Source organism: Hoeflea marina (assembly GCF_003182275.1).
Classification (GTDB): domain Bacteria; phylum Pseudomonadota; class Alphaproteobacteria; order Rhizobiales; family Rhizobiaceae; genus Hoeflea; species Hoeflea marina.
Genome location: NZ_QGTR01000001.1, coordinates 725018 through 747253, shown reverse-complemented (window position 1 = coordinate 747253; position 22236 = coordinate 725018). Strand labels below are relative to the sequence as shown.

Genomic DNA, 22236 nt, shown 5'->3' with positions numbered 1-22236 from the left:
ATGGACAATCAAAAAGAATCGATCGCTTTCCTCCGTGCAGCCAACGCGCCGACCATGCCGCCGCCGGTCTCCGATAGGGGCGTCATAGGCTGGCTGAGGGCCAATCTGTTCGCCTCGCCGCGGGATTCCGTGCTGTCGATCCTGGTGCTGCTGCTGCTTGTGTGGGTGGTGCCGCCGATCTTCAAATGGGCGGTCACCAACGCGGTGTGGAACGGCACCAGCCGCGATGACTGCATCGGGCCGGAAGTCGGCGCCTGCTGGGCCTTCGTCAAGGCCAAGTTCGGCCAGTTCATCTACGGCCGCTATCCGATCGAGGAACGCTGGCGCGTCAACCTCACCGGCTTGCTGCTGATCATCGGCCTCGTTCCGATCGCCATGCCGACCGTGCCCTACAAGCGCGAAAATGCGGTTTATCTGCTGATCGTCTTTCCGATCCTGGCCTTCATCCTGCTCACCGGCCAGCTCGGCCTTGAGCCGGTGGAAACATCGCGCTGGGGCGGCCTGCTGGTGACACTGGTGGTGGCCATCGTCGGCATCGTCGTATCGTTCCCGCTCGGTATCCTGCTCGCGCTGGGCCGACGATCCGAGATGCCGGTCATCAAGATGTTCTCGATCATCTTCATCGAGTTCTGGCGCGGCGTTCCGCTGATCACGGTGTTGTTCATGTCATCGGTGATGCTGCCGCTGTTCCTGCCCGCCGATGTCAGCTTCGACAAGCTGCTCAGGGCGCTGATCGGCGTGGCGCTGTTCTCGTCAGCCTACATGGCCGAAGTGATCCGCGGTGGTCTGCAGGCCATACCCAAGGGTCAGTACGAGGCGGCGAACGCCATGGGCCTGACCTTCTGGCAGGGAACCCGGCTGGTGACCATGCCGCAGGCATTGACGCTCGTCATCCCCGGCATCGTCAACACCTTCATCGGCCTGTTCAAGGACACCAGCCTCGTGCTCATCATCGGCCTGTTCGACCTCCTGGGAATCGTGCAGCAGAACATGACCGACCCCAACTGGATCTCGCCTGTGACGCCGGCAACAGGCTTCGTCTTCGCCGCGTTCGTCTTCTTCATCTTCTGCTTCGGCATGTCACGCTATTCCGCCTATATGGAACGGCGTCTCGATACCGGCCACAAACGATAACAAGGGAACAGCACAATGGCTGACAACAAGGCTCAGAAAGCCGACGCTGCCGTCAAACCGTCCAAAATGACCGTCTCCGATACCGATGTAGCCATCGAGCTGATCGGGATGAACAAGTGGTATGGCGACTTCCATGTCCTTCGCGACATCAATCTCAAGGTCATGCGCGGCGAGCGCATCGTCATCGCCGGACCTTCCGGTTCGGGCAAGTCGACCATGATCCGCTGCATCAACCGTCTGGAAGAACACCAGAAGGGCAAGATCATCGTCGACGGCATCGAGCTGACCAACGATCTCAAGAAGATCGACGAGGTTCGGCGCGAAGTCGGGATGGTGTTCCAGCACTTCAACCTGTTTCCGCACCTGACGATCCTCGAGAACTGCACGCTGGCGCCGATCTGGGTGCGCAAGATGCCGAAGAAGAAGGCCGAGGAAGTGGCCATGCACTTTCTCACGCGGGTCAAGATCCCCGAGCAGGCCAACAAATATCCGGGCCAGCTCTCGGGGGGGCAGCAGCAGCGCGTGGCCATCGCTCGCTCGCTGTGCATGAATCCGCGCATCATGCTGTTTGACGAACCGACCTCGGCGCTCGATCCGGAAATGATCAAGGAAGTGCTCGACACCATGGTGGGTCTGGCCGAGGAAGGGATGACCATGCTGTGCGTGACGCACGAAATGGGCTTCGCGCGCCAGGTCGCCAACCGCGTCATCTTCATGGACCAGGGCCAGATCGTCGAGCAGAACGCGCCCGACGAGTTCTTCGACAATCCGCAGCATGAGCGCACCAAGCTGTTCCTGAGCCAGATCCTGCACTAGACGCACGTCGCGGGGGCGCGAAAGGGATCTGCCGGATGCGCCTGAAGCGGCTTCTGTGCGGCCTCGGCATTGTGCCGGCCGCTATCCTGTTCATCCTCGGCCTCGGAACGTTGCTTCCGAGGCCGGCGTGGACTGCGGGCGGACCCGCGTCCGCCGCTGCCGCCCATGCGGGCGGGCGCATGATCCTTATCCTGTCCTCGGACATCCATTCCGACATCGCGCTGCCTGCCGATCCCGACGTGCTGTCGCGTTTCGGCTTCATGGCGGAGGCAGGCCTCGATCCGGCGCAGCCGGGCGTCGCGTGGATCGTCGCCGGCTGGGGCAGCCGCAGCTTCTACATCGCCACGCCGACCTGGTCAGACCTCAAGCCCGGACCTCTGGCGCGCGCGCTGACGCTCGACCGGTCGGTGATGCACATGGAGCTTGCCGGCGACATCGATCCCGTCCATCCCTCGGTGCAGCCGGTCTTGCTCAGCGGGGCCGGCTTCGAGACGTTGATTGCGGGGATCGAGGCTAGCTTCGCGCGCGATGGCGCCGGCCGGCCGGTTCCGATTGCCGGCGCGTCCTATGGCGAGTTCGACGCCTTCTACGAGGGCATCGGCCATTTCAACGCACTGGCCGGCTGTAATGTCTGGACCTCGCGCATGCTGCGCATGGCGGGCGTATCGACCGGATGGTGGACACCATTGCCGCAGTTGCTGGAGTTCAGCCTGCGGCTGCACAACGGTGACGACGTCGTGCTTCAACTGCCCGGCGAGCGGTGGCCGTAGAGCCAGTCGAGATCGGCGCCAAGGCTTTCGGGTGACTTCAGCGCCAGCACAAGGTTGCGGCCGAGGCGGATCGGACCCCGGGCATGGTAGGCGAAGCGGTTGAAGGCCGCGCGGCTGCGGGCGCGAGCGAGGCGGATCCGGCGCCGGGATTCGAAAGCCGTCAGGATCGGGCCGAGCGGAAGGTCGCCGGCGCCGACCGCCTCGGCGAGCTCGAAGCCGTCCTCGATGGCCATGGCGGCGCCCTGGGCGGCAAACGGCGTCATGGCGTGGGCGGCGTCGCCGATCAGAACAAGTCTGTCGCCATCGCTCCAGCGACCGTCGGGAACCGCGTAGAGCGGCCAGCAGGTCATCTGGGGTGCGGCGCGCAGCAGGGCGGATATTGCCGGGTGCCAGCGACGAAAGGCGTCGAGCAGCGCGGCCCTGTCATTGCTCCGCTCCCGCCCATCCCAGATCCGTCCGGGATCGCTGCCCTCGGCGATGGCCACCATGTTGATTCGCCGCCCGTGATCGAGCGGATAGGCAACCAGATGGGTGGACGGCCCAAGAAAGGCAGTGACATTGGCCGCGTCGAGCACGGGCGCGGCGCAGGACGCGTCGACGACGAAGCGCCATGCAACCTGGCCGGCAAACACCGGGGGCAGGGCACCCGGCACCCTGTGGCGCACCGCCGACCAGACGCCATCGGCGCCCACCACCAGTTGCGGCCTGCCGCCGGTGATGACCGCAAGCGCGTCAGTCACGGATTCGTCCGGGCCGGATGAAAAGCGCCGGCCAATGTGCAGCCGACACTTCGGATGCCTGATGACGGCATCGGTGAGAACCTTGTGCAGGTCGGCCCGGTGCATCACGCCATAGGGCGCGCCCCAGCGGTTCCGGGCCCAGTCGCCGGCGGGCACATGGGCGATGGGTGAGAGCGTTCGCCCGTCGCGCAGGTCAATGCGTCCGGGGCAATGCATCGCGCCGGCCAACGCTTCAGATAGTCCGAGGGCGCCGAGAACACGGCTGGCATTGGGCGAGACCTGCAGCCCGGCGCCGACCTCGCTGAGCTCCGCCGCCTGCTCGACGATCTCCACCCCGTGACCCTTGCGGGCAAAGGCCAGCGCGGCCGTCAGACCGCCAATTCCCGCGCCAATGATGGTGATCGGCAAAGTCGCCATGGATCAACTCCGATCGCGCTGGTGATCAGCCGGACGATCGCGGCGCCGGCGCGGATTGCCGGAGCGGATCTGTCAGGCGACGAGGTCGTGGAAGACGCAGCCTTCGGGATTGGTTTCCGCGGCGGCGAGGACCGGATTGTAGCGGTACAGCGTCGAGCAGTAGGGGCAGACCTTTTCCCTGTCGGCCCCCATGTCAAGATAGACATGCGGATGGTCGAAAGGCGAATTGGCGCCCACGCACATGAATTCCCTCACGCCGATCTCGATTGCCCGATGTCCCTGATCGTTCTGGAAGTGCGGAATGTGGTGGCCGGCCATGCTCGTCTCCGTCTGTGTCGCGCTGTTGCGGCGGACCTTATACGCTGGAACCGCAAAAGTGTAGCTCGATTCTGTCGCTGATGCTGGCGAAGGCAAGCCTCCCTGGCGGGAAAAGCGCGGCCCCGGTCTCAAACGGTTTTGCGTCGGGCGGCATTGGCGGTATGCAGGGCGGGCAAAGGAGCCGACATGAATCTCGACAAGCTGCAGGCCAACCGCTTCACCTCCGGATCCACGGAACTCACCTGGTACGAGGGCGGCCACGCCGATGGTGTGCCGGTGCTGCTCATTCACGGATTTGCCTCCACGGCGCATGTCAACTGGGTGTATCCGGGCTGGTTCAAGAGCCTCGGCGATGCGGGCTATCGGGTGCTTGCCCTCGACAACCGCGGCCACGGCCAGTCCGACAAGCCGCATGATGCGGCGGCCTACACGCCGGAGATCATGGCTGCGGATGCCGCGGGCCTCCTCGACGAGCTCGGCATCGATCATGCGCATGTGATGGGATACTCCATGGGCGCGCGGATCACGGCCTTCCTGGCCCTGGCGCGACCCGACCTCGTCCGCTCCGCGGTGTTCGGCGGGCTCGGTCTCGGAATGATCGACGGGGTCGGCGACTGGGACCCGATTGCCGCCGCGCTCATGGCCGATTCGATCGACGATGTCATTGACGAGCGCGGCCGCATGTTCCGCGCCTTCGCCGACCAGACGAAGAGTGACAGACAGGCGCTTGCCGCCTGCATTTCCACGTCCCGCACCCTGATCGACCGCGCAGACCTTGCACGGTTGACCATGCCGATCCTGGTGGCGGTCGGCACGAGGGACGAGATCGCCGGCGCGGCGACCGACCTTGCCGAGATGCTGCCCAATGGTCGCGGATTCGACATCGCCAATCGCGACCACATGCTGGCCGTCGGCGACCGCAGCTTCAAGGCCGAGGTGCTGCGCTTCTTCACGGACGTCGAAGCCGGGACGGTCGGATGAGTCGGCAGTCATCCAGGATCGAGTTCCACGGCGCCGCAGGCAACAGGCTGGCAGGCGACCTCTACATGCCGGATGCCGCCGCAGACGGCGTACCGGTGTTGCTGCTGCATGGCGGCGGCCAGACCCGCCACGCCTGGGGAAAGGCGGCCCATATGATCGCCGAGGCCGGCCATGCGGCCGTCACGATGGACCAGCGCGGGCATGGCGACAGCGACTGGGTGCCGTCGGGCGCTTATGCGATCGAGGATTTCGCCGAAGACGCCATTGCGGTGGCGGGCCTCATGACAGAGCGCTTGGGAGCGGCACCCGTGCTCGTCGGCGCCTCGCTCGGTGGGCTTGCCGGGCTGATGGCCGACTATCTCGGCGGCAACACGCTCTTGTCGGGGCTGGTGTTGGTCGATGTGACGCCAAACATGGATCCCGACGGGGTAAGCCGCGTCCAGGGGTTCATGGGCGAGCGCATGCGCGAGGGATTTGCCTCGCTCGAGGAAGCATCCGACGCCATTGCCGCCTATCTGCCGCACCGCAAGCGGCCCAGTTCACTGGCGGGCCTGGCCAAGAATCTGCGGCACGGTGGAGACGGCCGTTATCGCTGGCACTGGGATCCAGCCTTCATCGACGGGCCACGGACGGTCAACACCGGTTCCGGCGGCGGCGAACAGACCCTGGTGGCGGCGGCGCGCGGGCTGACATTGCCGACGCTGCTGGTGCGCGGCCAGCAGTCGGAACTGGTGACCGAGGACGCCGTCGCCGGGTTCCTGGCCATGGCGCCGCATGCAACCTTTGTCGACGTTACCGGCGCGGGCCACATGGTGGCGGGCGATCGCAACGATGCCTTCAATGCCGCGGTGCTGGGTTTCCTTGACTCATTGCCGCGACGGTCGCGCTGAAGCCCGCTAACGACCGGTAAAGACAGGCTTGCGGCGCTCGCGGAACGCGGAGCGGCCTTCGGCATAATCGGCGCTCTCGAACGTGGCGTCGCCCAGCATCGCCGCCTGTGCCGCCAGGCCGCCATCGCCCTGAAGCGCCGCGGCAATCGCCATCCGCGACGCCCTGACCGAAAGCGGCGCCGCGCCGACGATGCTGCGGGCAATTTCCAGCACCGCCCCATCGAGATGGCCCGGAGGGTGAAGTTCGAGCAAGAATCCTGCAGCCAGAGCCGCTCGCGAATCAATTTCGCGCGCCGTCAGCAGCAGGTGCCGCGCCTGCTGCGCCCCGAGGCCGGCAACGATGTCGGGCACCGCATCGATCGGGTAGGCGAGCCCGAGCCGCGCGGCCGGAATGGCGAAACGCGCCGTGGAATCGGCAAGACGCAGGTCGCAGGCCGCCGCCAGCCCGAGGCCGCCGCCAAAGCAAATGCCGCGAATGAGAGCCAGAACCGGCACCGGCGCCTCGCGCAGCGCGCGGAAGGCCTCCGAGTTCATGGTCTCATAGGCGCGGGCGGTCGCCGCGTCGGCACGGACCGTGTCGAATTCCAGAATGTCAGCCCCGGAACAGAAATCCTGTCCGCCGGCCCCCTCCAGAATGATCACGGCAGCATGGCCGTCGGCTGCCAACCATGTGATCGCCGGACCTATCGCCGCCCACATCGCCTGATCGAGCGCGTTGCGCCGCTCCGGGCGGTTGAGCGTCAGGCGGCCGATGCCGTCGATGGCCCTGCAAGCAATGCGACCATCGGCGAAGTCCTGCTGGAGAGACATTCTGTGCACCCATTTGTTTTTTTCCCGTTGTGTCTTATCTTGTCAGGGAAATCAAACAGCCCCGGAGGCGGTAATGTCAGTCAAGAGCAGCCTGCGCGTCGGAGATGCCGTCAAGGCGATGGATCCAATCTGGGACAGCATCAAGAACGAGGCGGAGCTGGCGGCCGGTCGGGACCCCGTGCTGGCGGCCTTCCTCTATTCGACCATCCTCAACCAGCGCTCGCTCGAGGAGGCGGTCATTCACCGTGTCTGCGAGCGCCTTGATCACAATGACGTTCCCTCCAACCTGCTCAGGCAGACCTTCTACGAGATGATGGAGGACTGGCCTGAATGGGGCGGGATTCTGCGCGTCGATATCCAGGCTGTCTATGACCGCGACCCGGCCTGCGACCGGTTCATCCAGCCCGTGCTCTACTTCAAGGGCTTTCACGCCATCCAGACGCACCGTCTTGCTCACTGGCTGTGGAACCGCGGACGCATCGATTTCGCGCTCTACCTGCAGAGCCGTTCCTCCGAGATCTTCCAGACCGACATCAATCCGGCGGCACGGATGGGCAAGGGGATCTTCCTCGATCATGCCACAGGCCTCGTGGTCGGGATGACCGCGACGATCGGCGACAATGTCTCCATCCTGCAGAATGTGACGCTTGGCGGCACCGGCAAGGAAGGCGGCGACCGGCACCCGAAGATCCGCGACGGCGTGCTCATCGGCGCCGGCGCCAAGGTGCTTGGCAATATCGAGATCGGCAAGTGCAGCCGCATCGCCGCAGGCTCGGTGGTGCTCAAGCCGGTGCCGGCCAATACCACGGTCGCCGGCGTGCCGGCACGCGTCGTCGGCGTGGCCGGATGCATGGAACCGTCGCGCTCGATGGATCAGCTGCTCGCCGAACCGGATTGCGGCTGAGGCCGATCGGGAGCGGGCAAAAGTCGCTCTCCGGGTTTGCATTGACGGCATCACCATGCCAAAAGCGGCTGAATTCAACGAATGGAGAATGCCCGTGAAGCCTGAGGAAATCCGGAAGATCGAAGCGTATATGAAGCGCACCCTCAACCCGGCGCTGGTCATCAAGGCCCGTCCGCGCAAGGACGATTCCGCCGAGGTCTACATCGCGGAGGAGTTTCTCGGCATCATCTACCGCGACGACGAGGACGGTGACCTGTCCTACAATTTCTCGATGGCCATCCTCGAAGTCGATCTCTGAGCAGCCCGACATCCGACCCGCCGGCCCGATCTTCGGGCCGGTTTTCATTCGAATCCCGGCCGGCGGTCTTCAGGGCCTGGTTGCCGGGGAGGGTGAGATCAGCGCCGCGTCGAAGGTGGCGCGCACGTCACTCTCGATCTCACGCCAGTGCGGCAGCAGCTCGACGGCAAATCGGTAGCTGACCGACAGGTCGGCTCCCAGAGCGATGTCGCGCTGGCATCCGGTGCGGGTGATGAAATCGTGATCGACCGTCGTGTCGTCGATCAGGCATCTGACCACATAGGGCTCCGCGCCGCCGGTGCGGTCGGCGTACAACAGTTCGTTGGTGTAGCCGGCGCCGGGTTTGAGTCGCCAGGAGTCCAGCCCGGCCGGACCGGGCACAGGCGCGCCGGTGACCAGCCGCCGATAGATCGGCGTAAAGCGGCCCGACATGTCCTTTGCCATGGTGCTCAGGCTGACGGAGGCGAAGATCAGCCCATCCGCAGATTCGGTCTGATTGAAGACCTGCTGGCGGTCCTGGCTGTAGCCGTTCATTCCAGGCCAGACGAAATAGGTATCAACCGACTTCTGCACGCCGGAGACACGCTGCGATTCAAACCGGATGACATTGGCCGGCAGCATCAGCACGTCATTGCCGATGACGATCTCGCGCAGCGAGGTGTCGGTGGTGTGGCCTGCCATGACGATGGACCTGCCGATGATCCGGCCGGCCACGCTGATTGCCACGATGAGCGCGCAGACCAGGGCAATTGCCGCGGTGAGTTTCCAGATGAAGCGCGACGAGATCAGCGGTGCGTGATCATAATTGAGAGTCTGTTGCGTCATCGAGGCATCCGGAGCGGTGAATGTGCCATTTCGGGGCAGGGAGCGCGGCATGGCCCTTGCATGCCGGTGCCTGTGAGCAATCCTGTCCCATCATGGTTAAGCAATGGTTTACATCCTCGATCTCGCCTTCGGCCTGCTGGTGGTCATGACCGGCTTCTCCGCCTCCTGGATCGGCCTGGAACTGGCGCGGATGTCAGGCTGGAGGCTGGCGCTGGACGGTACCGGCTTCGGTCCCCGTCCACTGCTGGCCCTGTTGGTGACCGCACTCGTCGGTCCGCGATTGCTGCTCGCCGGCGGGTTCGAAAAATGGCGTGGCGGGGCGATATCGCTCGCGCTTTACGGGCTGATGGTGCTGACGGCCGCGGGCTGGTCGGCCATGTCGGGAGTCCTCGTGCTGCAACTGGCATTTGCGAGCGGCTTCTTTCTGGCCTAGAACACGGGCCTGCCGCCGGAGGGTCCGGCGCGCGCGAGAGCGGGAAGTCTGACCATGGCATTGTATCGTCTCGACCGGCACAGTCCGGTTCTCCCCGATGGGTTTTACTGGGTCGCCGATTCGGCCCGGGTGATAGGGCAGGTGGTGCTGGAGGCCGAATCGAGCGTCTGGTTCGGTGCCGTGCTGCGCGGCGACAACGAACCGATCAGGGTCGGCGCCGGCTCCAATATCCAGGAAAACTCGGTGCTGCATACCGACATGGGGTTTCCGCTGACGATCGGCTCCGGCTGCACCATCGGCCACAATGCGATCCTGCATGGCTGCACCATCGGCGACAACAGTCTCATCGGCATGGGCGCCATCGTCCTCAACGGCGCCGTCATCGGCAGGAACTGCCTGATTGGCGCCGGCGCGCTGATCACCGAGGGCAAGCAGATCCCGGACAATTCACTGGTGATGGGCTCGCCGGGCAAGGTGGTGCGGGAACTCGACGCCGCTGCGGCGGACGGGCTGAAGCTGTCGGCCAGCCACTATGTCGCCAATGCGAGACGGTTTGCAGCCGGGTTTGAAAAGCTCGACTGACCGCAGCGAATCACGCAATCGCCCAAGCATCGCAGCTGTCGCGCGGGAGGCAGCGGGGCGCATGGCCGCCAAAGGGGTGGAGCCGATCTTCGGGGACTGAAGATCGGCTCCGGGCCTGGTCTGGACGGGGAAGTCGGGGCTTGACCAGGGCCAATCCACCACGTCGGCCGAAACCCCGTGGTGGTCCAGGCGGCAACGGGGACGTGTTGCCTGACCTGTTGCTGTCCGCCGCGGCAGGCGCCCGTCGCGCCATCCTCCGCGGGGGAATCCGGTGTCTACTTGACGGTACCGACCGCCGTGGCGCTGCCGGCGCCGAGTTTGGTCCATTGCGCCGAGTTCTCCGACGACTGACGCTTGATGAAGGTGTAGCCGGTGTCCGCCCACAGCCGCACGTCGCCCCGCATGTTGTCGAGAACATAGTCGCCGTAATCCGTGCGCACGGTCAGCACGGCGTGACCTTCGCCCGACTGCTGCAGGACGACGGTGATCAGCAGGTTGGCGGGATCAAAGCCCTTCTGCTGCAAGATCTGGCGCTTGAGCAGCACGTAATCTTCGCAGTCTCCCACTGACCGGGGATAGGTCCAGAGTTCCTCGACACCGTAGATGTCCATGTCGGTGTCCGGGCGGATGGCCTGATTGACCTGGGTGTTGACCGCCAACAGATCGGCCCATGCCTGGCGCGTCAGTTTCATCGGCCCCCTGTCGGGTCCGAGAGCACGGCATTCGCCCGGATAGGACCTGCAGAACTCGAAATGGCCGATCGGCGGATTCGTCTTGCCGACCGCAATGAGATTGTTGGCGGATGCCTGGGCGCCGGTCGAGAGAGTGATGAGCAGTCCCAGTGTTGCTGCCGTTGTCCCCAGTATTGAATTTGTTTTTTTCATGTCTTGCTTCCCCGTTATGGGAAGAACATGACAGCATCAATTTTAGATCGCGCAAATATATACAGTCACATTTGCGCCAATGTTTCGGCGTATTCGTACTATATTCGATTTGTATTTGTATAGAATAAGTATAAAATTGCAGAGTGTCCGGTCATGGTTTGGAAACCATGCCGGGCGCGGCGCCCGGAACTGCAGGGTTTGGCCGCAGCGCGGACTGCTTTGGAGCCCGGGATTCGCCTCTTCTGCCAGTTGCGGCAGGATTACCCGCCATGTGCGGGGATGGGGCAGTCGCCAGATACGTAAACAGGTTGGAAACCATGCGCGAAGACAGGCGGGCGGGCAATAAAAAACCGGCCTCTAAGGCCGGTTGGGTGGGGGTGGAAGGAATGGCTTGTCGGAGTTGGCCCGATCACACCATCTGCTGGACGCGGTCGGTCGGCTGTACGCTCATGAACTCCATGGCAATGCCCTCCTGAAAATGGCGGACGACCCTGCCGCGCATGTTTCCGAGGACAACCATGGTGCCGAAGGCTGGACGGACATCGATTTCGATGGCCGCGCCGGACATGGACAGATCGATGATGCGGCACGGGTAGCGGCGGCCATCATCGAGAAGGATCTCTGACATCGGGCTGTCGGGCGCCGTGCGATCGTGGCGGCGGTCCTCGGGCAGCCCGAGTTCGTGCTTGTTGGCCAGCCATGTGAGCTGTGCCGCGAGCTTGTCGCGCTTGCGTTCGGTGGCATTGAGGGCGATCGTGAAGCTGCGCGCGGTGGCGGAGGTGACCTTGCCTTCAATACGTCCGATGTGATCGAGATAGGCGACAATCCGCTCGCCTTCTTCGGCGCGGCTGGCGCAACTGATGAGCGCATCGCCGGGAGACATGGATTCGACGATGCAATCATGCTCGCTGTGGTCGGCGCGCATAAGCCTTCCCTGAAGGGAAATCGTGACACTGCTGTATCTGTCAGGCGAGGTGCCCGGCGCGCCAGTGTGCGATGTGGCTTGATTGTTCAGCATTGGGAACCTGTCAACGTATTGGCGGCTGTGCTTTCAGTTTACCGGTCTGAACGTTAACAAGCCGTATTCAAATCAGTCGCAGTCGCCCTCAATCACTCCTGCCGCCCTCGACCACGAACAGATGGGCGCCCTTGCGGCGCCCGAACAGAGGTTCGGACGGGTTCTGCCGCACTGCCGGCGGCAACGGCACTTCCGGCCGGTTGGACAGAAAGACGGATTCGCGCTCCGGATCGAGGAAGCGAATGCCGGTCGTGGAAAAGCCCGCGACCGGATCATGACCGATCCAGTAGGGCGACTCGATGACCGAGAGGGAACCGATCAGCCGGTCATTGCCGCCGCTCGGGCCGCTCACGGGCAACAGCAGCAATTCGGCTGCGAGCATTCGTCCGCCACAGGAGAGGGCATCCACCGACAGCACCGCCGGCTTCGCGTCATCGACTACCGCCCGCGCGGTTCGCTCCATGTTGCGCTGGCCGTCGCGAAACCACAATTCGGAGAAATGGCTGGCCTTGAGCTCCTTGCCCTTGAGCAGGCAGATCGCCGTGCCCGCAAGGCGGAAGGTCAGTCGGTCGCTGGCTGCAATCTCGCAGATGAACACATGCGGCAGCAGTGTCCTGATATCGGACGGCTCGATGTCGGAGCGGGCCGGCGCCGGTCGTTTGCCGCGTTTTGCGTTCCAATAGGTAAACAGGGACAGGCTGTTGGTGTGTCTCACAGGCGACTCCATGCTCCGGTTCCGTGCCATGACGGGACAGATCGGCCGAAAAAGCGGCGTTCACCGCTACCTAGCGAAAACCGTGCCACCACGGCGGCGTTAAGGTTAACCGATGGTAGCAATTGCCCCCCGACTGGGACCGTGGCACGTTGACCTCACTGCTTCACGGAGGGCTTTGCCTTTCAGCACTTGAAAATTTGGACGAGGGGAAGACGCACTCGACCAGGCCGTTCACTCTTGTGGGCGGCCTTTTTTTCTTTCCACTGGCCTCGGCGCCACCCGCAATGTATGGCCTGCGCCAGGCCCGAAGCGCCGCCCCGACCACCCGCAGTCGGGTTGGTGCCATGACGAGGATCCGCCAATGAGTGACCAGCCGCAGCCCGTGCCCAGCGAGACACGCAGAGACCGCCCGAGAGAGCCGATGTTCAATATTCCTGGCGTCGTGCTGGCCATGATCGCGCTGATGGGGCTGATTCAGGTTGCCATGTCCCATGTGTTCGATGCCGACGCGCAACGCTGGATGATCATCGAGTTCGCCTTCATTCCCGCACGTTATGCGTTCGATGCTGTTGGCGGGGACGGGCCTTGGTTCTGGACTCCGGTCAGCTATTCGCTGCTGCACGGCGGCTGGGCCCATTTCGGCCTGAACTCGTTCTGGCTGGCGGCTTTCGGGGGGCTTGTGGCGCGACGCATCGGTGTGGGCCGGTTTGTGATGTTTTGGGTGCTGGCGGCGATTGCCTCTGCAATGCTGTTTCTTGCCATGCACTGGGCCGACAGCAGCGTCATGGTCGGCGCCTCCGGCGTGGTCTCGGCGCTGATGGCGGCAGCCGCGCGCTTCGCGTTTTCAGGCGGCGGCTTCAGCCGGCAGCATGCACATCTGAGTCGGCGGCTGTCGATCCTGGAAGCGCTGACCAACCGCACGGTGATCGCCTTCCTGGCGGTCTGGTTCGGCATCAACCTGCTTGCCGCCGGCGGCTTCTCACTCGGCGCAACAGATGCGGCCATCGCCTGGGAAGCTCATGTCGGCGGATTTCTGTTCGGATTCCTGACGTTCTCGCTTTTCGATCCCATCCGCCGCCGCTGAATGACACCCTCACATTCGCCGGATCTATGGGGTTGCCAAGCCGCAGGCTCGGGCGCACCATGACTTCCCGTCGCAATCGTCAATATTGCGGCGAGGGGTTGGTTCCTGCGGGAGGAGGATGGCATGAGCATCAAGCAGATTCTCGATGAGAAGGGCCGCGACGTTGTCACCGTCAAGCCGACGATGAGCACCATGGAGGCCGCCCGCCTGCTGGCCGAATACAAGATCGGCGCAGTTATCGTCACCGGCACCGGCGGGAAAATCGGCGGGATTCTTTCGGAACGCGACATCGTCAGGGCCGTGGCCCGCGACGGCGGCGGGGCGCTCGACAAACCAATCTCCTCCATCATGACCGCCAAGGTGATCACCTGCACCCAGGACCACACCATCAACCAGGTCATGGAATTGATGACCAACGGCCGGTTCCGGCACTTGCCCGTGGAAGAGGACGGAAAACTCGTCGGCGTTATATCCATCGGAGACGTGGTGCGCCGGCGCATTGAGGACGTGGAGCGCGAGGCTGCCGACATCAAGGCCTATATCGCCGGCTGACGCAGCCGGGCAGCTTGGGCACGATCGCGCGGAGGGTGCAGTGGTTGACACCGCCTGCTTCTTCCCGCTTCAGGCCGACAGAACCACCTGCATGCGCTTGATCTCGACCAGCTTTGCCTTGGCCTCCTGGTAGCCGCGATCGATGGCTTCGCCGGCGCGATGAAACTCCGACAGGCCGATGTCGCCGAGTTTCGGCTGCAGCGACAGGTCCGGCGGATCGCCCGCCAGGCGGGCGCGCGAAATGCGGTCCTGGATGATGTTGAACGCCTGCACCATCACGGTGGTCATGCCGATGCGGCTTTCGCGCGGCTGCATGCGACGATCCGCGCTCGGCATTTCGACCGCCTGCTCGCTGGCTGTGTGCTTGACCACCGCGGAACGGCCGTAGAGGTCATAATGCAGATTGACCGCCACGACGAGCGGCTGCTCGTAGGCGCGACAGACAGATACCGGCACGGGATTGACCAGGGCGCCGTCCATCAGCGTGCGCCCGTTGCAGCGGACCGGCTCGAAAATGCCGGGCAGCGCATAGGATGCGCGGATGCCGGTCATCAGCGAACCGGAGTGGATCCAGACTTCATGGCCGGTGTTGATCTCCGTCGCCACGGCGACAAAGGGCCGGCTCATGTCCTCGATGTTGATGCCGACGAGATGCTCGCGCATCCGGTTGTTGAGGCGCATGCCGCCGAACAGGCCGCCGCTGCCGATGGCGAAATCGAGCAGGCCGGCGATGCGGCGCATGGTCAGGCTGCGGGCGAACTCTTCGAGTTCGTCGAGTTTTCCGGCAAGGTAGCATCCGCCGACCAGGGCGCCGATGGAGGTGCCGGCGATCATCGATATCTCGACGCCGGCCTCATCGAGCGCTCTGAGCACGCCGATATGGGCCCATCCGCGGGCCGCGCCGCCGCCGAGGGCGAGAGCGATGCGCGGCTTGGGCTGCGTGGGCTTGTTGAGGTCGAAGGCCTGCGGAGGCACAACGCTGCCGATCTCCGCCGCATCGGCCGGCTCGGAATTTCGATTGGTGCTCCAGTTCAGCATTTTCATTCCCTTTCGCTGAACACTCCCCCGAAGGGCCATTCAACCAATATATGGTTTAGAAAGCCTGAATGCCGATTAGGTTGCACGGATTTTATTCGCCCGAGCTAATTCTTTCCGTAGACCTGGTCCGGATCGAATTTCGGCGGCTCCGCATCCGAAACCAGATGCACACCGCCCCCCGCCGTCTTTTCCACCCGGCGGTAGAAGCAGGATCGCCGGCCGGTGTGGCAGGTGGCGTCGTGGCCGGTGACACGAACCTTCAGCAGCACTGCGTCCTGGTCGCAGTCGAGCCTGATTTCCTCGACCCTTTGCATGTTGCCGGAGGTCTCGCCCTTCTTCCACAGCCGGTCACGCGAGCGGCTCCAGTAGTGGGCGAGGCCGGTCTCGATGGTCAGTTGCAGGGCCTCCGCGTTCATGTGGGCGAGCATCAGGACTGCGCCGTCGCCCGCATCGGTGACCACGGCGGTGACGAGACCCGCTGCATCGAAGCGCGGCGTCAGTTCGGATCCTTCCTCAAGGCGGGCCTTGTCGGATGGCGGTGCGGAGAAGGTGTCGGTCATGGGTCCTGCAGCAATGGGCCGGTGTCGGCGTTCAGCCGCGCCCGCGGATCAGCGTCATGAAGCGCACCTGCTCATGCGGATCGGACTTGAACGCGCCGGTGAAGGTGGTGGTGATGGTCGTCGAGCCCTGCTTCTGGATGCCGCGCATGGCCATGCAGAGATGCTCCGCCTCGATCATCACGGCGACGCCGCGGGGCTGCAGGGTTCCGTCGATGGCACTGGCCACCTGAGCGGTCATGGCTTCCTGGGTCTGCAGGCGGCGGCCGAAAATCTCGACAACGCGGGCGATCTTGGACAAGCCCAGCACCTTGCCGCCCGGCAGATAGGCGATGTGCGCCTTGCCGATGATCGGCACCATGTGATGCTCGCAGTGGGAGAAGAACGGAATGTCCTTGACCAGCACGATGTCGTCATAGCCCGCAACCTCCTCGAAGGTGCGGCCGAGCACCTCCTCGGGGTCCTGATCATATCCGGAGAAGAGCTCTCGGTAGGAGGCGGCGACGCGCTTGGGCGTGTCGGCCAGGCCCTCGCGGCTGACATCGTCTCCCGCCCAGCGCAGCAGCGTGCGCACGGCCTCCTCTGCCTCGGCCAGGGTCGGCCGAGTGTCGACGGCATCGCTGGGGAAATTCTTGATGATCGCGTCCATGGTCTGTCTCCTGCGGGAATTTCACCCAATACGTCAATGGCGTTGTTCGGACCACACGCACAAGACCTCCGAGACGACCTCGTTCACCGGTTCTGGCGGGCTCCGGGGCTTTCGGGCTCGACACCCTCCGGCACGGTTTCCCATCGGACCCGGCCAAACAGATTTTGCCGAACCCGATTTCGTTATTATATAGTCATTCGAACGAGGACGTCGAGATGCGCCACCGCCATCCAACGTCGCAGGAATTCCAGCAACCGGACGAGCAGCATGATTGATGATATCTACAATGCCAGAATTCTCGATTTTGCCGGCAATATCCAACGGATCGGTACGCTCGAGGACGCCGATGCCACCGCGTCGGCGCATTCCAAGCTGTGCGGATCAAAAGTTCGTGTCTGGCTGAAAATGGATGGACAGACTGTCACCGATTTCGCCCACGACGTCAAAGCCTGCGCGCTGGGCCAGGCGTCGTCATCAATCATGGCGCGTCACATCATCGGCGCCACGGCGGCCGAACTGCGCGCGGTGCGCGAGGAGATGCGCGCCATGCTGAAGGAAAACGGGCCTGCGCCCGAGGGGCGCTTTGCCGACCTGAAATTCCTCGAGCCAGTGCGCGACTACAAGGCGCGCCATGCCTCGACCATGCTGACCTTCGATGCCGTGGTCGACTGCCTCGACCAGATCGACGCCCGCCGCGCCGCCGAGGCGGCCGCCTGAGGAGGAATGCGATGAGGCCGTCGGAAGCGCTTGTCCAACATCGAGATGACGCACGGGCGATCATCGCGCGGTATCCGCTCGAGAATCCCCGGATATTCGGATCGACAGCGCGCGCGAGTTGGGTGCGCTCATGGGCGTGAAGGTCGATGTGCGGACCGAGGGAGAATTTTCCAAGGTTTCTCTCTTTCGGCTTTCGGTCGACCTCGTCGGCTTGTGATGAACGCTTTGCCATGACCAGCCGTAACTATTCCGGTCCCTGGCCGAAGACGCCGGGTCGGTTGTTGGGCACCGGCCTCGTGCGGCTTTACCAGCTGACGCTTTCCGGCTTCATCGGCAATTCCTGCCGGCATCTGCCGACCTGTTCCGAGTATGGCTACGAAGCCATCGCGCGGCACGGGCTGTGGCGCGGCGGCTGGATGGCGCTGTTCCGGGTCGGCCGCTGCGGGCCGGGCGGCACGCATGGCATCGACAACGTGCCCGAAACCCTTGCGCCGCGTTATGCCTGGTGGGCGCCCTGGCGGCTTGCGGCTCTGGGCAGGAAGGGCTGAGCGGTGACCGTGCCTCAGGACTACATGCTGGCGCAGCAGAGGTTCGACGCGCTGCTGGTCAACCTGATGGAGCGGCTGGACCTGACCACCCGGCACCAGGTCTATGCGGTGCTGTTCGCCTTCCTGCGGGTTTTCCGCCGCAGGCTCGATGCCGACCAGACGCTGGTGTTCGCGGGCGTTTTGCCGGCCATCGTCTCGGCGATTTTCATCTCGGACTGGATGTCCGAGGAGGCGAGACGCCCGTTTGCCGACGTCGCCGACATCGACGAGGAGATCCGCGGCGTTCGACGCGATCACAATCTCGCGCCGCGCGATGCGCGACGGATCGTGGCGGCGAGCATCCGGTCCGGCTGCGACCCTGAAAGCTTCGAGGCCGTGCTGGCAAAGCTTCCGGATCCTGCAAGGGCATTTTGGGATTAGCCGGGACGTCCTCCCTCCGCCCTCATGCCGGAGTGGAGAGGCTAATCCTGGCATTGTGCCCGATACGTGCGTTCCGTGGTAAAGGCAAACCATCCCCGGGTTGCCCAGTTCGTGCAAATCCCTTATGAGCGGCGCGCACACCATATCCACTCAACCACCCGCATTCGTTGGCGGGACTGGATCAGGAGAGACTGCCATGGCTACAGCCATTTCCCTCACATTTCCCGACGGCTCGGTTCGCGAATATCCTGCGGGCACGACCGGCCTTGCGGTTGCCGAATCGATTTCCAAGTCGCTGTCCAAGAAGGCCGTCGCCATCGCGCTCGACGGCGAGCTTGTCGATCTGAGCGACCCGGTGCGCGACGGCCGCATCGAAATCGTCACCCGCACCGACCCGCGCGCGCTGGAACTGATCCGGCATGACGCAGCGCACGTGATGGCCGAGGCCGTGCAGGAGCTGTTTCCCGGCACCCAGGTGACCATCGGCCCGGTGATCGAGAACGGCTTCTACTACGATTTCGCCCGCAACGAGCCGTTCACGCCGGAAGACCTGCCCGTGATCGAGAAGAAGATGAAGGAGATCATCAACCGCAACAAGCCCTTCACCAAGGAGGTCTGGACGCGGGACGAGGCGCGGCGCGTCTTCAAGGACAAGGGCGAGGCCTACAAGGTCGAGCTGGTCGATTCGATCAAGTCCGCCGAGGATCTCAAGATCTACCGCCAGGGCGACTGGTTCGACATGTGCCGCGGGCCGCATATGGCCTCGACCGGCCAGATCGGCACCGCCTTCAAGCTGATGAAGGTGGCAGGCGCCTACTGGCGCGGCGATTCCAACAACCCGATGCTGACGCGCATCTACGGCACCGCCTGGGCCGACCAGGCCGAGCTTGACGCCTATCTGCACATGCTGGCCGAAGCCGAGAAGCGCGATCACCGCCGGCTCGGCCGCGAGATGGACCTGTTCCATTTCCAGGAAGAGGGCCCGGGCGTGGTCTTCTGGCATTCCAAGGGCTGGCGCATCTTCCAGACGCTGGTGAGCTACATGCGCCGCCGGCTGGCCGGTACCTATGAAGAGGTCAACGCGCCGCAGATGCTCGACAAGAGCCTGTGGGAGACATCGGGCCACTGGCAGTGGTACCGCGAGAACATGTTCGCGGCGACCTCGGCGGGCGACGACACCGAGGACGAGCGCGTCTTCGCCATCAAGCCGATGAACTGTCCGGGCCACATCCAGATCTTCAAGCACGGCCTCAAGTCCTACCGCGAGCTGCCGATCCGGCTGGCCGAGTTCGGTCTGGTGCACCGCTACGAGCCATCGGGCGCCATGCACGGGCTGATGCGCGTGCGCGGCTTCACCCAGGACGACGCGCATGTCTTCTGCACCGACGAGCAGCTGGCGGCGGAATGCCTGCGCATCAACGACCTGATTCTTTCGACCTACGCCGATTTCGGCTTCAACGAGATCATGGTGAAACTGTCGACGCGGCCCGAGAAGCGGGTCGGCGACGATGCGCTGTGGGATCGCGCCGAGAGCGTCATGGGCGAGGTGCTGAAAACCATCGAGGCACAATCCGAAGGCCGGATCACGACGGGCATTCTCGAAGGCGAGGGCGCGTTCTACGGGCCGAAGTTCGAGTACACGCTGAAGGACGCCATCGGCCGCGAATGGCAGTGCGGCACGACCCAGGTCGACTTCAACCTGCCGGAGCGCTTCGGCGCCTTCTACATCGACCAGAACTCGGACAAGACCCAGCCGGTGATGATCCATCGCGCCATCTGCGGCTCGATGGAGCGCTTCCTCGGCATTCTGCTCGAAAACTTCGCCGGCCACCTGCCGCTGTGGATCGCGCCGCTGCAGGTCGTCGTCGCCACCATCACCTCGGATGCCGATGCCTACGGCGCCGAAGTGGCCGAGCGGTTGCGCGACGCGGGTCTGCAGGTGGAGACCGACTTCCGCAACGAGAAGATCAACTACAAGGTCCGCGAGCACTCGGTGGTCAAGGTCCCGGTGATCATCGTGCTCGGCAAGCGCGAGGCCGAGGAGGGCACCGTCAACATGCGCCGGCTCGGCAGTCGCGACCAGGTGGAGATGACGCTCGACGAGGCGGTCGCCACGCTGGAACTGGAAGCGACGCCGCCGGATGTGCTGCGCAGGCAGGCGGCGCGGGCGGCGCGTCAGGCGAAGATCGCCTGACGCTTCTCGACTGGATGGCGCAGGGCGGGAGCGGAAGCTCCCGTTTTGCTGTCATCAAACTGTCGCGGCGCGATGGCAATGCAGGTGTCATAAACGGAACCTGCCGGCGGAGTCACGGATGCGGTTTGAAGAACTCAGCTATGCCAACGCCAACCAGACGCGCTTCAAACGCTGGCTGATCCGTTCCATCGAGGGCCTTTCCGGCCGCGACCGCTACGCCAGGCTCTACGAGGTCTGGCGCCGCGACCTCGTGCCCGGTGAGACGCGCGTGTTCGGCAGGCTGCTCGATCTCATCCATGTCGGGCTAGACCTCAAGGGCGCCTGGCCTCCCGCCAACCTGCCCGACGGTCCGCTGGTGATGGTCGCCAACCACCCCTTCGGCATCGGCGACGGCATCGCCATCCTGGCGATGGCCGAATCGCTCGGTCGGCCGTTCCGGGTGATGATCAACAACGACCTGATGAAAATCCCGGAAATGGAGCCCTACGCGCTGCCGATCTCGTTTGACGAAACGCGTGAGGCGCTGGCAATGAACATGGCTACCAGGCATGAGGCGGTCCGGCTGCTCAAGCAGGGCGTCACGGTGGTGGTGTTTCCCGCCGGCGGCGTCGCCACCGCGCCGAAGGGTTTCGGCGATGCGGTCGACCTGCCGTGGAAGATGTTTCCGGCCCGGCTGGTGCAGCTCGCGCGCGCCTCGGTGATACCGGTGCACTTCGAGGGCCAGAACGGCCGGCTGTTCCATCTCGCCAGCCGGGTGTCGATGACGCTCCGGATCTCGCTGCTGATCCGTGAGTTCCAGAAGCTCTCCGGCTCGACCATTTCCGCCCGCGTCGGCCCGGTGCTCGATGCCGACCACCTCGCAGCCATCGCCGATCGCAAGGTGCTGCTGGCAACTCTGCACGGCGCGGTGTTCTCGCTGCAATGGGGCGGCGGCAGGATTGCCAGGGCGGGCTGAGCTGTCGGGGATGCGTTATCCCTGTGTGCCCGCGTCTTCCTTGAGCAGCACTTCGACATCCGCATTCTGTCCGGAAACCACCTCGAAATCGCGCTGGTAGACCCTGTCCTTGTTGCGGGCGACGGCGGTGTAGCGCCCTTCGGCAAGCACGATGGTCGGGAAGGCGCCCACGGATTCCGAGACGATGTCGCCGCCCGAGGTCAGAATCGACCAGGCGGTGTCGGCAATGGCCTCGCCGCCCGGTTCGGCGACGAGCTTGAGCGTCAGCTGCGCTGCACGATGCTGGATCACCGCTTCGGTCAGCTTTCCGGCTTCCACGCGGATGTCGGAGCGGATCGAGGCATTGACCGTGCCGTAGTCGGAGACGATGTGATAGGTGCCGGTGTTGAGCCGGACGATGGTGCCGGGCCTGACATCCTCGACCACCAGTTGCCGGTCGTCGTCGACCGTGTCCTCTGCCTTGTAGATGTTGAAGCGCAGCTGCGAGGGAGGAATGCGCATGTCATTGCCGGAGACGGCGTTGAGTACCAACCCGCCGGCGTCCAGCACCAGCACCTGCTTCTCCACCGGACCGCTGGCGGGCACCGTGAGCTTCTTGGTGACGCCGGCGCGGCCGAAGGCCACATGGATGAAATAGTCGCCCGGCAGCATCTGGAAATGCGCAACGCCGCCCTCGGCGCTGGCGAGCAGCGGCAGCTTGCCGTCCGGCCCGGCGATCGGCTGGAACACCCGCCAGGTCAGACCTTGCCGCAATGGCTCCTCGCCGGCCTTGAACACCGCCTCCATGGTCACATCGTGCAGCTTGGTGGGCTGTGCCGCCTCCGGCGAATTGGTCGGCGCGTACTGGCTGAGGCCGGGAAGGGCGACGCCGTCGGAAGGTTGCTCGCCGAAGGCCGTCTGCGCCTGCGCCACCGGATGGCACGCCAACAGCGCCATGACGGTCAGGCAGGGCAGGGACGGCGTGGTGAATCTCATGCAATGATGCCC

27 protein-coding genes are annotated in these 22236 nt (G+C 64.3%); 16 read left to right on the top strand and 11 right to left on the bottom strand.

The features are described from left to right. The 3 genes from DFR52_RS03425 to DFR52_RS03415 are packed head-to-tail and all read left to right on the top strand — an operon-like array spanning position 1 to position 2720. A complete protein-coding gene (locus DFR52_RS03425) occupies positions 1-1134 on the top strand; it encodes an amino acid ABC transporter permease (protein ID WP_110030489.1) in 1134 nt (377 codons plus the stop codon). A gap of 15 nt (positions 1135-1149) precedes the next feature. Next, on the top strand, positions 1150-1950 hold the full coding sequence (locus DFR52_RS03420; RefSeq protein WP_110030488.1) for an amino acid ABC transporter ATP-binding protein: 801 nt from the start codon (positions 1150-1152) through the stop codon (positions 1948-1950). Between the two features lie 35 nt (positions 1951-1985). Continuing rightward, positions 1986-2720 carry a TIGR02117 family protein gene (locus DFR52_RS03415; RefSeq protein ID WP_110030487.1) on the top strand — a complete coding sequence of 245 codons (735 nt, stop codon included), beginning with the start codon at positions 1986-1988 and terminating at the stop codon, positions 2718-2720. Here the strand turns inward: DFR52_RS03415 and DFR52_RS03410 are convergent. Then, positions 2693-3877, bottom strand: coding sequence for an FAD-dependent monooxygenase (locus DFR52_RS03410; protein WP_110030486.1), 1185 nt, complete (start codon positions 3875-3877; stop codon positions 2693-2695). The two genes, DFR52_RS03415 and DFR52_RS03410, sit on opposite strands and share 28 nt — an antisense overlap. Positions 3878-3949: 72 nt before the next feature. Next, complete coding sequence (locus DFR52_RS03405) at positions 3950-4195, bottom strand: zinc-finger domain-containing protein (protein WP_110030485.1); 246 nt, start codon at positions 4193-4195, stop codon at positions 3950-3952. A gap of 186 nt (positions 4196-4381) precedes the next feature. Here DFR52_RS03405 and DFR52_RS03400 point away from each other — a divergent pair, with 186 nt between their 5' ends. Together DFR52_RS03400 and DFR52_RS03395 are read left to right on the top strand one after the other, a co-directional pair. Further along, a complete protein-coding gene (locus DFR52_RS03400; RefSeq protein ID WP_110030484.1) occupies positions 4382-5176 on the top strand; it encodes an alpha/beta fold hydrolase in 795 nt (264 codons plus the stop codon). Continuing rightward, positions 5173-6066 (top strand): alpha/beta fold hydrolase, encoded by an 894-nt coding sequence (locus DFR52_RS03395; protein WP_110030483.1) that lies wholly within the window; start codon positions 5173-5175, stop codon positions 6064-6066. Before DFR52_RS03400 ends, DFR52_RS03395 begins: the two co-directional genes overlap by 4 nt. Positions 6067-6072: 6 nt before the next feature. On the opposite strand, the gene DFR52_RS03390 is transcribed toward DFR52_RS03395, so the two are convergent. After that, entirely contained in the window at positions 6073-6876 is an 804-nt protein-coding gene (locus DFR52_RS03390) for an enoyl-CoA hydratase-related protein (protein ID WP_110030482.1), read from the bottom strand. Positions 6877-6949: 73 nt separating this feature from the next. Between DFR52_RS03390 and cysE the strand changes: the two genes are divergently transcribed. Then, positions 6950-7780: a serine O-acetyltransferase gene (gene cysE / locus DFR52_RS03385; RefSeq protein WP_110030481.1), complete on the top strand. Its 831-nt coding sequence runs from the start codon at positions 6950-6952 to the stop codon at positions 7778-7780. Positions 7781-7874: 94 nt separating this feature from the next. Then, entirely contained in the window at positions 7875-8078 is a 204-nt protein-coding gene (locus DFR52_RS03380) for a DUF3126 family protein (RefSeq protein ID WP_110031107.1), read from the top strand. Between the two features lie 69 nt (positions 8079-8147). Here the strand turns inward: DFR52_RS03380 and DFR52_RS03375 are convergent, their stop codons facing one another. After that, positions 8148-8903, bottom strand: a complete 756-nt coding sequence (locus DFR52_RS03375) for a hypothetical protein (RefSeq protein WP_146215530.1) — start codon at positions 8901-8903, stop codon at positions 8148-8150. 103 nt (positions 8904-9006) lie between these two features. Here DFR52_RS03375 and DFR52_RS03370 point away from each other — a divergent pair, with 103 nt between their 5' ends. Next, positions 9007-9336, top strand: a complete 330-nt coding sequence (locus tag DFR52_RS03370) for a DUF6949 family protein (RefSeq protein WP_110030479.1) — start codon at positions 9007-9009, stop codon at positions 9334-9336. 54 nt (positions 9337-9390) lie between these two features. After that, positions 9391-9918, top strand: a complete 528-nt coding sequence (locus DFR52_RS03365) for a gamma carbonic anhydrase family protein (RefSeq protein ID WP_110030478.1) — start codon at positions 9391-9393, stop codon at positions 9916-9918. Positions 9919-10193: 275 nt separating this feature from the next. On the opposite strand, the gene DFR52_RS03360 is transcribed toward DFR52_RS03365, so the two are convergent. From DFR52_RS03360 to DFR52_RS03350, 3 genes are all read right to left on the bottom strand, one after another. Next, positions 10194-10802 (bottom strand): transglutaminase-like cysteine peptidase, encoded by a 609-nt coding sequence (locus DFR52_RS03360; protein WP_110030477.1) that lies wholly within the window; start codon positions 10800-10802, stop codon positions 10194-10196. Between the two features lie 409 nt (positions 10803-11211). Next, positions 11212-11820, bottom strand: coding sequence for a PilZ domain-containing protein (locus tag DFR52_RS03355; protein ID WP_342587881.1), 609 nt, complete (start codon positions 11818-11820; stop codon positions 11212-11214). An 88-nt stretch (positions 11821-11908) separates the two neighbouring features. Further along, entirely contained in the window at positions 11909-12535 is a 627-nt protein-coding gene (locus tag DFR52_RS03350; protein ID WP_158284845.1) for a PAS domain-containing protein, read from the bottom strand. A gap of 421 nt (positions 12536-12956) precedes the next feature. On the opposite strand from DFR52_RS03350, the gene DFR52_RS03345 reads away from it, so the two are divergent. Together DFR52_RS03345 and DFR52_RS03340 are read left to right on the top strand one after the other, a co-directional pair. Next, positions 12957-13619: a rhomboid family intramembrane serine protease gene (locus tag DFR52_RS03345; protein ID WP_245415175.1), complete on the top strand. Its 663-nt coding sequence runs from the start codon at positions 12957-12959 to the stop codon at positions 13617-13619. Positions 13620-13742: 123 nt separating this feature from the next. Beyond that, positions 13743-14171 (top strand): CBS domain-containing protein, encoded by a 429-nt coding sequence (locus DFR52_RS03340; RefSeq protein ID WP_110030473.1) that lies wholly within the window; start codon positions 13743-13745, stop codon positions 14169-14171. A 69-nt stretch (positions 14172-14240) separates the two neighbouring features. Here DFR52_RS03340 and DFR52_RS03335 read toward each other — a convergent pair whose 3' ends face one another. The 3 genes from DFR52_RS03335 to folE form a co-directional block, all read right to left on the bottom strand. After that, the gene (locus DFR52_RS03335) at positions 14241-15209 is read right to left on the bottom strand and encodes a patatin family protein (protein WP_110030472.1); all 969 of its coding nucleotides are present in this window, start codon (positions 15207-15209) and stop codon (positions 14241-14243) included. A 104-nt stretch (positions 15210-15313) separates the two neighbouring features. Then, positions 15314-15769: a phosphoribosyl-AMP cyclohydrolase gene (gene hisI / locus DFR52_RS03330; protein WP_110030471.1), complete on the bottom strand. Its 456-nt coding sequence runs from the start codon at positions 15767-15769 to the stop codon at positions 15314-15316. Between the two features lie 31 nt (positions 15770-15800). Continuing rightward, a complete protein-coding gene (gene folE / locus DFR52_RS03325; RefSeq protein ID WP_110030470.1) occupies positions 15801-16415 on the bottom strand; it encodes a GTP cyclohydrolase I FolE in 615 nt (204 codons plus the stop codon). A 267-nt stretch (positions 16416-16682) separates the two neighbouring features. Here folE and DFR52_RS03320 point away from each other — a divergent pair, with 267 nt between their 5' ends. The 5 genes from DFR52_RS03320 (at position 16683) to DFR52_RS03295 (ending at position 21249) form a co-directional block, all read left to right on the top strand. Beyond that, entirely contained in the window at positions 16683-17132 is a 450-nt protein-coding gene (locus tag DFR52_RS03320) for an iron-sulfur cluster assembly scaffold protein (protein ID WP_110030469.1), read from the top strand. A gap of 230 nt (positions 17133-17362) precedes the next feature. Then, the gene (yidD, locus tag DFR52_RS03310; RefSeq protein ID WP_245415174.1) at positions 17363-17680 is read left to right on the top strand and encodes a membrane protein insertion efficiency factor YidD; all 318 of its coding nucleotides are present in this window, start codon (positions 17363-17365) and stop codon (positions 17678-17680) included. A 3-nt stretch (positions 17681-17683) separates the two neighbouring features. Further along, on the top strand, positions 17684-18100 hold the full coding sequence (locus DFR52_RS03305; protein ID WP_146215529.1) for a DUF2267 domain-containing protein: 417 nt from the start codon (positions 17684-17686) through the stop codon (positions 18098-18100). Between the two features lie 196 nt (positions 18101-18296). Then, entirely contained in the window at positions 18297-20294 is a 1998-nt protein-coding gene (thrS, locus tag DFR52_RS03300) for a threonine--tRNA ligase (RefSeq protein WP_110030466.1), read from the top strand. A gap of 118 nt (positions 20295-20412) precedes the next feature. After that, positions 20413-21249, top strand: a complete 837-nt coding sequence (locus DFR52_RS03295; RefSeq protein WP_110030465.1) for a lysophospholipid acyltransferase family protein — start codon at positions 20413-20415, stop codon at positions 21247-21249. 15 nt (positions 21250-21264) lie between these two features. Here DFR52_RS03295 and DFR52_RS03290 read toward each other — a convergent pair whose 3' ends face one another. Further along, complete coding sequence (locus tag DFR52_RS03290) at positions 21265-22224, bottom strand: hypothetical protein (RefSeq protein ID WP_245415173.1); 960 nt, start codon at positions 22222-22224, stop codon at positions 21265-21267. Positions 22225-22236 lie beyond the last annotated feature (12 nt).